This is a genomic window from Rathayibacter sp. VKM Ac-2879 (genome assembly GCF_015351245.1).
GTDB lineage: Bacteria > Actinomycetota > Actinomycetes > Actinomycetales > Microbacteriaceae > Rathayibacter.
Genome location: NZ_JADKSO010000001.1, coordinates 772,690 through 785,857, shown reverse-complemented (window position 1 = coordinate 785,857; position 13,168 = coordinate 772,690). Strand labels below are relative to the sequence as shown.

Genomic DNA, 13,168 nt, shown 5'->3' with positions numbered 1-13,168 from the left:
CCAGGAGGGGCCGCCCGCGTTCGCGCGGGCGGCCCCTCCTGCGTGCCACGCACCCCCTCGGTCGCGGCGATCGCCCGTCCTAGGCTTGCCGGATGCGCGACTCCTCCGCCGTCGGCGTCCTTCTCCGCCGCGACCTGCCCGCTCCGCTGGTCCTCGCCTCCGCCCGTCGAGCCGAGCAGCTGGGCTTCGACGAGCTGTGGGTCGTCGAAGATCTCGGCTTCCGCGGAGGCATCGCCCAGGCTGCGGCCGTGCTCGCCGCGACCGAGCGGATCGTCGTCGGGATCGGCATCCTCCCGGCGGCTGCCCGCTCGGCCGCATTCGCGGCGATGGAGCTGAGCACCCTCGCCGAGCTGTTCCCCGAACGGGTGATCGTGGGGATCGGGCACGGCATGCCCGACTGGATGCGCGCCGTGCACCTCTGGCCGGCAAGCCCGCTCACGGCGATGGAGGAGCAGTTCGACGCGATCCGCGCGCTCCTCGTCGGCGAGCGCGTGCACCGAGACGGTCGCTACACCAGGATCGATGGGGTCCGACTCGAGACACCGCCGGAGGTCATGCCTCCGCTGCTGGCCGGAGTACGCGGGCCGCGCTCGCTCGAACTCGCCGGACGCGTGGCCGACGGAGTCGTCCTCGCCGAGCCCGTGACTCCCGAGTACCTCGCGCGCGTGCGCGAGCTGATGGGGGCGCCCGGCCGCGTCGTCGCCTACACCGTGGCCGCCGTCGACGACGACCCTGAGGCCGCGCGCGACACCGCGAGGCCCGGACTCGCGTGGGTCGGTGACCCGGACTGGGCACCGCACATCGCGCCCCTCCCCTTCGCCGACGAGCTCGCCCGTCTGCGCGAGCGCAGCGCTGACCGCTCCGCTTTCGCCCGCGCGCTGCCCGACGACTGGATCGACAGGCTCGCGGTCGTCGGCACCCCGGAGTCGGCACGCTCGCGTATCGCCGAGCTGCACCGGGCCGGGGCCTCGAGCGTGGTCCTGATCCCCGTGGGCGACGACGCGACGGCAGCGATGGAGCAGCTGGCGCGGGCACTCTGAGGCTGGCAGGCCCGAAGACACGCCTTCGGCCCGCGGGATCCGAGGATCGCCGCGAGCCGAAGACGGTCGTACGAGGCGGGTCAGGCCGACATGCGCGCCTTGAGGTTCTCGTCGAGAGTCGCCAGGAACTCCTCGGTCGTCTGCCAGGCCTGCTCGGGGCCGACGAGCAGAGCGAGGTCCTTCGTCATCTTGCCGGACTCGACGGTCGTGATGACGACGTCCTCGAGCGTGAGCGAGAAGTCGATGAGCGCCTGGTTGCCGTCGAGCTTGCCGCGATGCGCGAGACCACGGGTCCAGGCGTAGATCGACGCGATCGGGTTGGTCGACGTGGGCTTTCCTGCCTGGTGCTGGCGATAGTGGCGTGTGACGGTGCCGTGCGCCGCCTCCGCTTCGACCACGCGGCCATCGGGCGTCGAGAGCACCGAGGTCATGAGGCCGAGCGAGCCGAAGCCCTGGGCGACGGTGTCGGACTGGACGTCGCCGTCATAGTTCTTGCAGGCCCAGACGTAGCCGCCCTCCCACTTCATCGCCGAGGCGACCATGTCGTCGATCAGACGGTGCTCGTACGTGAGCCCGGCGGCGGCGAAACGCTCCGCGAACTCGCTCTGGAAGATCTCCTCGAAGATGTCCTTGAAGCGACCGTCGTAGGCCTTGAGGATCGTGTTCTTGGTCGAGAGGTAGACCGGGTAGTTGCGAGCCAGGCCGTAGTTGAGCGAGGCGCGGGCGAAGTCGCGGATCGATGCGTCCTGGTTGTACTGCACCTGCGCGATGCCGTCGTCGGGCGCTTTGTAGACCTCGAACTTCATCGGCTCTGAGCCGTCGTCGGGCGTGAACTCGACGGTGAGCGTGCCCTTGCCCTTGAAGACGAAGTCGGTGGCGCGGTATTGGTCGCCGAACGCGTGACGGCCGATGATGATCGGCTTGTTCCAGCCGGGGACCAGGCGGGGGATGTTCGAGATGATGATCGGCTCGCGGAAGATCACACCTCCGAGGATGTTGCGGATGGTGCCGTTGGGCGACTTCCACATCTTCTTGAGGCCGAACTCCTCGACGCGAGCCTCGTCGGGGGTGATGGTGGCGCACTTGACGCCCACGCCGTGCTTCTGGATCGCGTGCGCCGCGTCGATCGTGACCTGGTCGTCGGTCTCGTCGCGGTGCTCGATGCCGAGGTCGTAGTACTCGAGGTCCACGTCGAGGTACGGATGGATGAGGGTGTCCTTGATCTTCTGCCAGATGATGCGCGTCATCTCGTCGCCGTCGAGCTCGACGACCGTTCCCTCAACCTTGATCTTGGACATTGCTCTCCCATGGTGTCGATGACGCCCCGCGACAACGCGGGGCGAGCGGTTCTTCACCGCTCCGGACGGCCTCGGACCAGCCTACCCGAGCCCCCAACTGTCTCGATGTCGAGAGACTTCTCGCCCGCGACTCCGCGGGCGCGGCGACGTCGTCCGACAGGAGGATGACCGCGCGCGGGCGGGCAGATAGATTGACCGCATGAGTGCACTCCGCCTGGAAGAGCTGTCCGCCGCGAACATCTCCGCCGTCAACGGCCTGAGCCTCAAACCCGGTCAGGAACAGTTCATCGCCCCGGTCTCCTACTCCGCCGCCGCCGCGGTCATCGACCCGGGGGCCGCGTGGCAGCGCGCTGTGCTCGAAGGAGACGAGCTCGTCGGCTTCATCCATGCGCACTTCGACCCGGAGGCAGCGGAGGAGTTCCGCAGCTGCATCTGGCGCATCAACATCGACGCGTCGAAGCAGGGCCGCGGAGTCGGCACCTTCGCCGTCCGCGCCGCCGCCGATGAGGCGCGGCGCCGCGGCTTCGACACGCTCACTGTGATCTGGGAGTCAGGGGAGGACGGCCCCGAGCAGTTCTTCCGCTGGATCGGGTTCGAGGTCGTCGGCGAGACGCAGTACGGCGAGAACGTCGGGGCGCTGACGCTCTGAGCGGCGCGGGCCGTGACGAGGTGAACGCGGGCGACGGCACGAGCGAGACGCCGCCTCTCTCCGGGTCGCCACGCGACTCCGACGACTTCGTGTCGGCGGTGCTCGCGGTCGTGGCCGACATCCCTCCCGGCCACGTGATGGCCTACGGCGAGATCGCGGCGGTGCTCGGGACGAGGGCGGCACGGGCCGTCGGCACCGTCCTGGCCCGGTACGGCTCCGACCTCGCCTGGTGGCGTGTCGTCCGCTCGGGAGGCGCGCCTGCCCTCGGCCACGAGCAGCGCGCACGCGCACACTACGACGCCGAGGGGACCCCACTCGTCGAGACCCCAGGCGGCTACCGCGTCGACGTGCGAGCCGCCCGCTGGCGGCCCTGACTGCCGCTGGTGCGGTGCGAGGGAACGCCGAGGTCGAGCGCTGCGCCTCCGGTCACACCAGCGAGTCGCGCCAGGCCGCATGCAGGCTCGCGAAGCGGCCCTCCCCGGCGATGAGTGCCTCCGGGGTGCCGTCCTCGACGATGCGGCCGTGTTCCATCACGAGCACGCGGTCGGCGATCGCCACCGTCGAGAGGCGGTGCGCGATGATCACCGCCGTGCGGTCGGCCAGAAGCGTCTGCAGCCCCCGCTGCACGAGCCGCTCGCTCGGAAGGTCGAGCGAGGACGTCGCCTCGTCGAGGAGGAGCACCGCCGGATCGGCGAGGAAAGCGCGGGCGAAGGAGATCAGCTGGCGTTGGCCCGCGGACACCCGCCCTCCGCGCTTGTCGACATCGGTGGCGTAGCCGTCGGGCAAGACCTGGATGGACGCGTCGCAGGTCGACACCGTCGAGGGTGATCGCTCCGTCGCTGGGGTCGTAGAAGCGCGAGATCAGCTTCGCGAGCGGCGTCAGCGCACCCGCACGGAGAGGCAGGTGACGCAGCCCTCGAGCTTCTCGAACTCCGAGATGTCGACGGCGATCACGCGATACCCGAGATCGCGCAGGAGCTCGGCACTCTGCGGGGCGGAGGCCGCCATCAGCAGCGTGTCGGGGTCGAGGACGACGACGTGCGCGCCGCCCTCCTCGGGCATGGGCAGGAAGGAGGGGAACAGGCGCGGCTCGTCGACGGCCGCCTCCCAGCCGATGACGGTGCCGTCGGGCAACGCGGTCACCGCGCTCTTGAGATGCAGCACGCGCGTCAGGGGCACGCCGACGACCCTCAGGCCCAGGGGGCGGAGGATCGCGCGCAGTTGAGCGACGCCGGCCGCGTTCGTGCGGCCACCGCGGCCGACGTAGACCGTCGAGTCGACCTTGAGCACGTCGCCTCCGTCGAGGGTTCCGGGTTCCTGGATGCGGTGCACGGTGAGATCGAGCGCGCGGATCGCCTCCTCGGCGCCCGCGATCTCACCCTGCCGAGAGGCCGCACCGGGACGGGTGAGGACCGCGTGGGTGCCGAAGACGACGACCGCGTCCTCGAGGAAGACGGAGTCGGCCATCGCGGGCGCGGCGGGAACCTCGACCGTCTCCCAGCCTGCCTCCTCGAGGGCGTCGACGTACGCCTCCCACTGCTGCTGCGCCTTCTCCTGGTCGACGGGGGTGCGCTCGAGATGGGTCAGCTCACCGCTCGAAAGGTCGGCCGCGGGAGCCCGGACCAGGGCGATACGGCGCGGAACGTGGGGGACGACCGCGGACGCGGACCTCGTCGCGAAGGCCCGCGTGATTCGGCGGCCGAGCGTGGCGGCGGTGACGACGAAGGCGACGATGAAGACGAGGTTCAGGCCGCCGAAGGTCGCGAAGATGGACGCCCACACCTCGCTCGTGATGGCGGCGCCGGTGGCGCTCGCTTGGGCGAGGGTGCCGAAGGCTGCGCCGATGACCCCCGCCACGAGCCCCACGAGCGCGGCCGTCCACGCCCGGGCGAGCAGGCCTGCTGCGGCGAGAACGAGCACCACGACGAAGGCGAGGACGCTCGAGAGCAGGAAGTACGCGTTCACCTGCGGGATCGAGGTCGGCTGCAGCTGATTGCCGATGAAGAACGCGAGCACATTGGCCAGGTGCGCCACGACCGCCGTGGCGGCGGAGGCGGCGAGGGCCACGAGAAGGCGGCGGCCGATCGGCGCGGAGGCGGGCACGGCGGAGGTCAGATTGTCGTGAGGCACCCGGCGACCTTACGCGCTCCCGCCCTGCCCCTCCTACCGACTCGCCCCGCCTCCCGACGCCCTCTCAGCCCAGGAGAGCCCTGCACGCCCGCCGAGGACGACGGACGGGCCGCGGACGATCAATGGAAGAAGTGCCGCTCCCCCGTCGTGTACATCGTGATTCCAGCGCGCGTCGCCGCGTCGATGACCTCCGCGTCGCGGACAGAGCCTCCGGGCTGCACGACCGCCTTCACCCCGGCGGCGAGAAGCACCTCGAGCCCGTCGGCGAAAGGGAAGAACGCATCGGAGGCCGCGACCGCGCCGGGCGCGCGATCGCCCGCGCGCGTGACAGCGAGGTGACACGAGTCGACGCGGTTGACCTGCCCCATTCCCACGCCGACGGAGGCGCCGGCCTTCGCGAGGAGGATCGCGTTGGACTTCACCGCGCGGCACGCCTTCCAGGCGAACTCGAGGTCGAGGAGGGTGTCGGCGTCGGCGGGCTCTCCCGCGACGAGCTGCCAACCCGCACTGACCTCGCCTGGTCCACCCACGAAACGGTCGGGCTCCTGCAACAGGATTCCTCCCGAGATCTGCTTGAACTCGCGCTCGACCGGCGCGAAGAAGTCGGGCAGCTGGAGCAGTCGCAGGTTCTTCTTGGTCTTCAGCACCTCGAGCGCCTCCGGCTCGAAGCCCGGGGCGACGAGCACCTCGGTGAAGATCTCCTTGACGGTCTCGGCCATCGCGAGGGTGACCGTGCGATTCGCGGCGATGACGCCTCCGAACGCCGACACCGGGTCGCACTCGTGGGCGCGACGGTGAGCGGAGGCGATCGGGTCGAGGGCCTTCGCGCTCGCGATCGCGATGCCGCAGGGGTTCGCGTGCTTGATGATCGCGACCGCGGGCAGGACGAAGTCGTACGCGGCGCGCACGGCCGCGTCGGCGTCGACGTAGTTGTTGTACGACATTTCCTTGCCGTGCAGCTGCGTCGCCTGGGCGATGCCGGTGCCGTCCGGCGAGACGTAGAGCGCCGCCTTCTGGTGCGAGTTCTCGCCGTAGCGAAGGACCTGCTGCCGGGTGCCCGCGATCTCGACCGAGCCGGGGAACGTCTCCGTCGAGCCCTCCTGCCCGGCGAACCAGGCGGCGACGGCCGAGTCGTAGGAGGCGGTGTGCGCGAAGGCGCGCGCGGCGAGCGCACGACGCGCGGCGAAGGTGGTGCCTCCCGCGGAGAGGGCGTCGACGATGCCGGCGTAGTCGGCCGGGTCGACGACGATAGCGACGTTGGCGTGGTTCTTGGCGGACGCGCGGACGAGCGCTGGTCCGCCGATGTCGATGTTCTCGACCACGGTCGCGGCGTCAGCACCACCGGCGACGGTCTCGCGGAACGGGTAGAGGTTCACGACGACGAGCTCGAACGCGGCGATGTCGAGCTGCTCGAGCTGCTCGCGGTGGGAGGCGAGGCGCACGTCGGCGAGGATCCCCGCGTGCACCGCCGGGTGCAGTGTCTTCACCCGCCCGTCGAGCGACTCCGGGAACCCGGTGACAGCCGAGACGTCGGTGACCTCGTGGCCCGCCTCGCGGAGAGTCGCGGCCGTCGAGCCGGTCGACACGAGCTCGACGCCGGATGCGGCAAGCGCCGCTCCGAGCTCGAGCAGCCCGGTCTTGTCGCTGACCGAGATCAGCGCGCGTCGGACGGGTACGACGTCGCGGGCGTCGTAGCTGCTGGGGTCGTGGGCGGTGATGCTCATGCGCGGGCGAGCTCCTCGAGGTCGACTGTTCCGTGGGCGATGTCGAGCACCGTCTGCACCAGCAGGCGACGCTCGATGGTCTTGATGCGCTCGTGCAGCGCGGCCTCGCTCTCCCCGGGGAGCACGGCGAGGCTCTCCTGGGCGATGACCGGGCCGGTGTCGACTCCCGTGTCGATGAGGTGCACGGTCACGCCGGTCTCGACGGCGCCTGCGGCGAGCGCGTCGCGGACGGCGTGCGCACCGGGAAAGAGCGGAAGCAAGGCGGGGTGGGTGTTGATCAGGCGAGGGCTGAGCGCGTCGACGACGACGGGCGGCAGGATCCGCATGAATCCGGCGCACACCACGAGGTCGGGCTGCCAATCGCGGATGCGGGCGAGCAACTCCTCCCCCCAGGCGTCGCGGGAGTCGAAGGCGCTCGGCGCGACGGTGAACGACGGGACCCCGCGCGCCTCCGCATGACGGAAGCCGTCGGCGTCGGTGTCGCTGCCGACGGCGACGATGCGGGCCGGGAAGGCGCCGCTGGCGCTCGCCTCGAGCAGCGCGTGCAGGTTCGACCCGCCGCCGGAGAGGAGCACGACCAACTTCAGCACTGCGCAAGTCTAGGGGGCCGTCTTCCCCGCCGGGCACCGCCGACGACCGGTTTCACTCGGGGGCCGCGCGCGCCGCGGCCAGCCCGAGACCCGCCGCGACCGCGATCTCGAGGGCCGCGATCGCGCCCACGAGTAGCGGCTCCGGTCCGACCTGCACGAGACGCCCGGGGCCTGCGGCCCCCGAGGAGAACCAGGCGAGCAGTCCGAGGAGGATTCCGCCCACGACTCCGATGCCCCCGGCGGCCGCCGCACCCCACCGCAGCAGGGAGCGACCGTCGAGCTCCTCGATCAGCGTGCCGCGCAGCCGCGCTCCGGCAAGGAAGCCGGCGAGCAGCGGCACCAGGAGGCCGAGGAACCCGAACGCCGATCCGCCCTCGGGCAGCGCGGCGAAGAAGGGGATGGAGGGGACGGGGCCGAGCAGAGTTCCGGCCGGGCTCACCGAGGAGCCGGCGCCGACGGCGAAGCCCGGTCCCACCAGCCAGCTCGCGGCCCAGATCACGACGTTGGGGAGGAACGCGAGCTGTCCGAGGGTCAGAGCCAGGCCGCCCAGCGCCTGCGCCCGCAGGCTCTCGTAGAGAGCGACGACCGCCGCGTAGTCGACCACGAGCAGCACGGCGACGAGCACCGCCGCCGTGCCGATCACTCCCGCGGCGGCGAGCGCGCCTCCGCGCAGCGCCGTCACGATCAACGCAGGGGTCGGCGGGGGCAGCCGGTCGAACCCGTCGCGCACGAACTCGCGAAGACGATCCGGCTCTGCGCTACGGAAGGAATGCAGAAGCGCGCCCGCCGCCACGCCGAGCGCGAAGACGAGGGCCGGCAGGAGCGTTCCCTGCACGGGATCGACGGAGGCAGCGTCGGTGCGCGCGCCGAGGGACACGAGCAGAGCGAGCACCGCGAAGGTCGCGATCGCGGTCGCGAGCCCGACCGCCCGGTGCGGCGACTCCTGGGCCCGGCGACCGGTGCGCGCCCCGAGGAGGATCGTGAGGAGCGCGAAGGCGAGCGGCGCGAGGGTCACGGTGAACGGCTCCGTTCCTCCGGGGAGGCCCTGCGCGAGCGGGGAGGCCGCGTCGAGGACGGCGCGCACCTCTGCTCCGTGCCCCAGCAGCCAGGCGTCGGCCGCGACGCGCCAGAACACGGCCCAGTCGAGTGTCGTGTCGTACTGGAGCGCCCAGAGCACCGTCAGCGGGACGAGAGGGATCGCGATGCCGATCAGCGCCGAGAGCGCAGCATCGGAGGCGGCGAGGAGGGCGACGGTGATCCGGTTCATGAGCCTGACGAGCCTAACCGCGAGGCGCTCGCGCGAGCCGGAGGGGCGCGCCGTCCGCACCTGGCCGCTCGCCGCCACCCTCCCCTAGGGTCGACCCGTGACGACTCCCGAAGCACCGCGCAGCACCCGGGGACTGGACCGTCTGGTCAACTTCACCGACGCCACGGTCTCGATCGCCATCACCTTCCTCGTGCTCCCCCTGGTCGACGTCGTCGGCGAGAGCGGAGTCGGCGGCCTCGGCGCGATCCTCGCCGGGCATTACGGCACACTCTCCGCGTTCTTCATCACCTTCGCGGTCATCGGCCGGCTCTGGCTCGTGCACCACACGGTCTTCGAGGGCGTCGCGCGCTCGTCGCCGGCCCTCGTCGTCGCGAACTTCGTCTGGCTCCTGGCGATCGTCCTGCTCCCGTTCGCCGCAAACCTGATCTCGAACGTGCTCGACACCGATCCGACGGTGATCACGCTCTACATCGGCACGATGGTGCTCGCGAGCGCCGCGACCCTGGTGATGCAGGTGATCCTGCACCGCGATCCCGAGCTGCTCGCTCCGGGGGCGGAGGCGCTGCGCTCGACGTCCCGCTCGCTGATCGTGGTCGGCATCCTGATCGTCGCGCTCGTGTTGGCTCTGGCCGTGCCCGCCGTGAACATGTTCTGGCTCCTCCTCCTCGTCCTCGCCGGGCCGATCGAGCGGCTCCTGCGGGGGCGGCGGCCGACGGTGCAGAGGCGCACGGAGCGGGGGCTGGACCGTCTGGTCAACTTCTCGGATGCGACTGCCGCGATCGCCATCACGGTGCTTGTCCTGCCGCTGGTCGAGCTGGCGCCCGAGATCGGTCACGAGGGCGGAGGCGTCGCAGCGCTCCTCGAGGACCACCTCGGCTCGGTGCTGGCCTTCGCGCTCTCCTTCACGCTGATCGCGATCTTCTGGATGCCGCATCACCGCATTTTCGAGCTGGCCGGTGGATACGACACCGGGCTGATCTGGCTCAACCTGCTCTGGCTCGCGGCGCTCGCGTTCTTCCCCTTCTCGACGCGCGTGATCGCGCTCCTCCCCGACTCCCGCGCCACCGTCGGCGTCTACATCGGCACGATGGTCGTGATGAGCGGTGCCCTCGTGCTGATCGAGGCACGGCTCCTGCGGCATCCCTCGCTCCTCCGCGAGGGCGCCCGTGTGCCGTCGCTGCGGCCCGCCCTGGTGCCGTTCGGGCTCCTGCTGCTCGCACTCGCCCTCGCGCTGCTGGTGCCGTCGGTAGGCCTCTGGTGGCTCCTCGTCCTCACGCTGCAACGCCCGATCTCGGCTCTGTCGACGCGCTCGTCCCCCTCCTGACGTCTCGCGACAGGTCGCGAGACACAGACGAGACCGCAGGCAGGGCCGTGCGGTCTCGTCCATGTCAGTGCATCTCGCGCCAGGGCGCGAGGGAGGGGAGGCTACAGCGCCGCGTAGACCTCGCGCAAAAGGGCGGCGGTCTCGGACGGCGTCTTGCCGACCTTCACGCCCGCGGCCTCGAGGGCCTCCTTCTTGGCCTGCGCCGTGCCCGCCGAGCCAGAGACGATCGCGCCGGCGTGGCCCATCGTCTTGCCCTCGGGAGCGGTGAAGCCCGCGACGTAGCCGACGACCGGCTTCGTGACGTTCGCCTTGATGAAATCGGCCGCGCGCTCTTCAGCGTCACCGCCGATCTCGCCGATCATGACGATCGCCTTGGTCTCGGGGTCGGCCTCGAAGGCGGCGAGCGCGTCGATGTGGGTGGTGCCGATGATGGGGTCTCCACCGATGCCGATGGCGGTCGAGAAGCCCAGGTCGCGCAGCTCGTACATCATCTGGTAGGTCAGCGTGCCCGACTTCGAGACGAGACCGATCGGGCCCTTGCCGGTGATGGTCGCCGGGGTAATTCCCACGAGCGACTCGCCGGGGGTGATGATGCCGGGGCAGTTCGGGCCGATGATGCGGGTCTTGTTGCCCTTCGCCTGCGCATACGCCCAGAACTCGGCCGAGTCCTGCACCGGGATGCCCTCGGTGATGACGACGAGGAGGCCGATCTCGGCGTCGATCGCCTCGATGACGGCGTCCTTCGAGAAGGCGGGCGGGACGAACGCGATGGAGACGTCGGCGCCGGTCGCCTCCATCGCCTCCTTGACGGTGCCGAAGACGGGCAACTCGACATCGCCGTGCGTGACGGTCGTGCCGGCCTTACGGGCGTTGACGCCTCCGACGACGTTCGTGCCGGCCTTGAGCATCAGCGCGGTGTGCTTGGTGCCTTCGCCGCCGGTGATGCCCTGGACGATGACCTTGGAGTCCTTGGTGAGGAAGATCGACATGCTTGTTCTCTGATTCCTTGAGTCGTCGGGTCCGTTATGCGGCGGCGAGGGCGGCGGCCTTGTCGGCGCCCTCGTCCATCGTCGCCGCGAGCGTGATGAGCGGGTTGGCGGCGGCCTCGAGGATCGCGCGGCCCTCGTCGACCTTGTTGCCGTCGAGACGCACGACGAGCGGCTTGGTCGCCGAGTCGCCGAGGATCTCGAGCGCCTGCAGGATGCCGTGGGCGACGGCGTCGCACGCGGTGATGCCTCCGAAGACGTTCACGAAGACGCTCTTGACCTGCTCGTCGCCGAGAATCACGTCGAGTCCGTTCGCCATGACCTGAGCGGAGGCTCCGCCGCCGATGTCGAGGAAGTTGGCCGGCTTCACGCCGTTGTGCTTCTCTCCCGCGTAGGCGACGACGTCGAGAGTGGACATCACGAGACCCGCGCCGTTGCCGATGATGCCGACCTCGCCGTCGAGCTTCACGTAGTTGAGGTCGTTCTCCTTCGCCTTCGCCTCCAGCGGATCGGCGGCGGACGTGTCCTCGAGCGCCGCGTGCTCGGAGTGACGGAAGCCGGCGTTCTCGTCGAGCGAGACCTTGCCGTCGAGCGCGACGATGTCGCCCTCCTCGGTGAGCACGAGCGGGTTCACCTCGACGAGCGTGGCATCCTCGCCGGTGTACACGTCGTAGAGCGTCACGAGCACGGGCGCGACCTTGGCGATGAGCTCCTCGGGGAACTTCGCTGCGCGGGCGATCTCCTCCGCCTTCGCGAGGTCGATGCCCTGACCGGGGACGACCTCGACGCGAGCGAGGGCCTCGGGTCGCTCGACGGCGAGCTGCTCGATCTCCATACCCCCCTCGTAGGAGGTGAGCGACAGGTAGGAGCGGTTGGCCCGGTCGAGGAGCACCGAGAAGTAGAACTCGCGGTCGATGCGGGCGCCGCCGGCGACCATCACGCGCTTGACGACGTGGCCCTTGATGTCGAGGCCCAGAATCGCCTTCGCCGCCTCGAAGGCATCGTCTGCGGTCTTCGCGACCTTGACGCCGCCCGCCTTGCCACGGCCGCCGATCTTGACCTGCGCCTTGACCACGGTGACGCCGCCCAGCTTCTCGGCAGCGGCGCGCACCTCCTCGGGCGTATCGGCGACGATGCCCGGGAGCACGGGGACGCCGTACTTCTCGAACAGATCACGGGCCTGGTATTCGAAGAGATCCACGCTGCATTCCCATTCCGCGCCGAGCGCGCTTGCGTTTCGAGTTCGAGGTGGCCCGGTCGGCGCCGGAGTCGCGGCACTGTCCCTGAGCCGCGCCGAGTCTACTCCGCGCGCGTGGACGCCTCCCGTGCACCGCCGAGGCCCGCGCGCAGGCGTGCGCCGTAGCGTGGCGGGCATGTTCCTGCTCTGCCGCACGCGCACGACGGTCAGGCCCGACCTCTTCCGCGAGGGCCTCTTCCTCGTGGCGGGAGCGCGCGCCATTCTCCTGCAGATCGCCCATCCGGCGGTCGGACAGGGCGTCGCCGAGCACTCCGACTTCGTCCACCGGGCGCTCGGACGTCTGCACGGCACGCTCTCCTTCCTTTATGTGCTGAACTACGGCTCCCCCGAGCAGGTCCGCGCGGTGCGCCGCCACGTCAATCGGGCGCACGCCGTCGTGCGCGGCCCGGGCTACTCGGCGTTCGATCCGGAGCTGCAGCTCTGGGTCTCGGCGACGCTCACGCAGTCGATGCTCCAGCTCGCCGACGAGGCCTTCGGTCCGCTCGACGAGCGGACAGGCGATGAGCTGGTCGCGCGCGGCGCGGTCGTCGGCACGGCCCTCCAGCTGCCGGCAGGCTCCTGGCCGGCCTCGAGGGCCGCGTTCGAGCGGTACTGGGAGGAGCAGCTCGGCCAGCTCGAGATCACTCCCGCGGCCCGCCGGGTCGCCCGCGACCTCCTCCGCGACGGCATCGCGGCCTGGTACCTCCGGCCGTTCGGCCCGTACCTCCGCCTGATGACCGCGGGCCTTCTGCCCGCGCAGCTCCGCGAGCCCTTCGGCTTCCACTGGAACGAGCGTCAGGAGGCGAGGTTCGAGCATGCGCTGCAGCGCACTGTCGCGGTCTATCGCCGCCTCCCGATCGTGCTGCGCACCTACCCGAGTCGCTACTACGTGGCGCGGGCGCACGGCGACGCCTCGTGAGCCC

12 protein-coding genes and 1 pseudogene are annotated in these 13,168 nt (G+C 70.7%); 5 read left to right on the top strand and 8 right to left on the bottom strand.

Annotated elements, in window-relative coordinates:
• Nucleotides 1-92 precede the first annotated feature (92 nt).
• Nucleotides 93-1,040, top strand: coding sequence for an LLM class flavin-dependent oxidoreductase (locus ITJ45_RS03870; RefSeq protein ID WP_194607480.1), 948 nt, complete (start codon nucleotides 93-95; stop codon nucleotides 1,038-1,040).
• An 80-nt stretch (nucleotides 1,041-1,120) separates the two neighbouring features.
• On the opposite strand, the gene ITJ45_RS03865 is transcribed toward ITJ45_RS03870, so the two are convergent.
• Nucleotides 1,121-2,338 (bottom strand): NADP-dependent isocitrate dehydrogenase, encoded by a 1,218-nt coding sequence (locus tag ITJ45_RS03865; protein ID WP_194607479.1) that lies wholly within the window; start codon nucleotides 2,336-2,338, stop codon nucleotides 1,121-1,123.
• Nucleotides 2,339-2,537: 199 nt separating this feature from the next.
• On the opposite strand from ITJ45_RS03865, the gene ITJ45_RS03860 reads away from it, so the two are divergent.
• Both ITJ45_RS03860 and ITJ45_RS03855 read left to right on the top strand, forming a co-directional pair.
• Nucleotides 2,538-2,987: a GNAT family N-acetyltransferase gene (locus ITJ45_RS03860; RefSeq protein ID WP_194607478.1), complete on the top strand. Its 450-nt coding sequence runs from the start codon at nucleotides 2,538-2,540 to the stop codon at nucleotides 2,985-2,987.
• 20 nt (nucleotides 2,988-3,007) lie between these two features.
• Entirely contained in the window at nucleotides 3,008-3,361 is a 354-nt protein-coding gene (locus tag ITJ45_RS03855; protein WP_194607477.1) for an MGMT family protein, read from the top strand.
• 52 nt (nucleotides 3,362-3,413) lie between these two features.
• Here ITJ45_RS03855 and ITJ45_RS03850 read toward each other — a convergent pair.
• From ITJ45_RS03850 to ITJ45_RS03830, 5 genes and pseudogenes are all read right to left on the bottom strand, one after another.
• Nucleotides 3,414-3,861 (bottom strand): annotated as a pseudogene (locus ITJ45_RS03850) (ATP-binding cassette domain-containing protein); the annotation flags it as partial.
• 5 nt (nucleotides 3,862-3,866) lie between these two features.
• Nucleotides 3,867-5,117, bottom strand: coding sequence for a dimethylargininase (gene ddaH, locus ITJ45_RS14295; RefSeq protein WP_323742841.1), 1,251 nt, complete (start codon nucleotides 5,115-5,117; stop codon nucleotides 3,867-3,869).
• 119 nt (nucleotides 5,118-5,236) lie between these two features.
• Entirely contained in the window at nucleotides 5,237-6,841 is a 1,605-nt protein-coding gene (purH, locus tag ITJ45_RS03840) for a bifunctional phosphoribosylaminoimidazolecarboxamide formyltransferase/IMP cyclohydrolase (protein WP_194607476.1), read from the bottom strand.
• Nucleotides 6,838-7,431 (bottom strand): phosphoribosylglycinamide formyltransferase, encoded by a 594-nt coding sequence (gene purN, locus ITJ45_RS03835; protein WP_194607475.1) that lies wholly within the window; start codon nucleotides 7,429-7,431, stop codon nucleotides 6,838-6,840. Before purN ends, purH begins: the two co-directional genes overlap by 4 nt.
• Before the next feature lie 52 nt (nucleotides 7,432-7,483).
• Nucleotides 7,484-8,698 (bottom strand): DUF6350 family protein, encoded by a 1,215-nt coding sequence (locus ITJ45_RS03830; protein ID WP_194607474.1) that lies wholly within the window; start codon nucleotides 8,696-8,698, stop codon nucleotides 7,484-7,486.
• A gap of 97 nt (nucleotides 8,699-8,795) precedes the next feature.
• On the opposite strand from ITJ45_RS03830, the gene ITJ45_RS03825 reads away from it, so the two are divergent.
• Complete coding sequence (locus ITJ45_RS03825; protein ID WP_194607473.1) at nucleotides 8,796-10,022, top strand: TMEM175 family protein; 1,227 nt, start codon at nucleotides 8,796-8,798, stop codon at nucleotides 10,020-10,022.
• Nucleotides 10,023-10,123: 101 nt separating this feature from the next.
• Here the strand turns inward: ITJ45_RS03825 and sucD are convergent, their stop codons facing one another.
• Both sucD and sucC read right to left on the bottom strand, forming a co-directional pair.
• Nucleotides 10,124-11,011: a succinate--CoA ligase subunit alpha gene (gene sucD / locus ITJ45_RS03820; protein ID WP_194607472.1), complete on the bottom strand. Its 888-nt coding sequence runs from the start codon at nucleotides 11,009-11,011 to the stop codon at nucleotides 10,124-10,126.
• Between the two features lie 34 nt (nucleotides 11,012-11,045).
• Nucleotides 11,046-12,209 (bottom strand): ADP-forming succinate--CoA ligase subunit beta, encoded by a 1,164-nt coding sequence (gene sucC, locus ITJ45_RS03815; RefSeq protein ID WP_194607471.1) that lies wholly within the window; start codon nucleotides 12,207-12,209, stop codon nucleotides 11,046-11,048.
• Nucleotides 12,210-12,381: 172 nt separating this feature from the next.
• Between sucC and ITJ45_RS03810 the strand changes: the two genes are divergently transcribed.
• Nucleotides 12,382-13,164 (top strand): oxygenase MpaB family protein, encoded by a 783-nt coding sequence (locus tag ITJ45_RS03810; protein WP_194607470.1) that lies wholly within the window; start codon nucleotides 12,382-12,384, stop codon nucleotides 13,162-13,164.
• The last annotated feature ends 4 nt before the right edge of the window (nucleotides 13,165-13,168 follow it).

Bases quoted from the DNA above. Each gene is read 5' to 3' on its own strand.
- sucD (WP_194607472.1), bottom strand. From the start codon at position 11,011: ATGTCGATCTTCCTCACCAAGGACTCCAAGGTCATCGTCCAGGGCATC.
- ITJ45_RS03810 (WP_194607470.1), top strand. From the start codon at position 12,382: ATGTTCCTGCTCTGCCGCACGCGCACGACGGTCAGGCCCGACCTCTTC.
- ITJ45_RS03860 (WP_194607478.1), top strand. From the start codon at position 2,538: ATGAGTGCACTCCGCCTGGAAGAGCTGTCCGCCGCGAACATCTCCGCC.
- ITJ45_RS03870 (WP_194607480.1), top strand. From the start codon at position 93: ATGCGCGACTCCTCCGCCGTCGGCGTCCTTCTCCGCCGCGACCTGCCC.
- purH (WP_194607476.1), bottom strand. From the start codon at position 6,841: ATGAGCATCACCGCCCACGACCCCAGCAGCTACGACGCCCGCGACGTC.
- ITJ45_RS03830 (WP_194607474.1), bottom strand. From the start codon at position 8,698: ATGAACCGGATCACCGTCGCCCTCCTCGCCGCCTCCGATGCTGCGCTC.
- ITJ45_RS03865 (WP_194607479.1), bottom strand. From the start codon at position 2,338: ATGTCCAAGATCAAGGTTGAGGGAACGGTCGTCGAGCTCGACGGCGAC.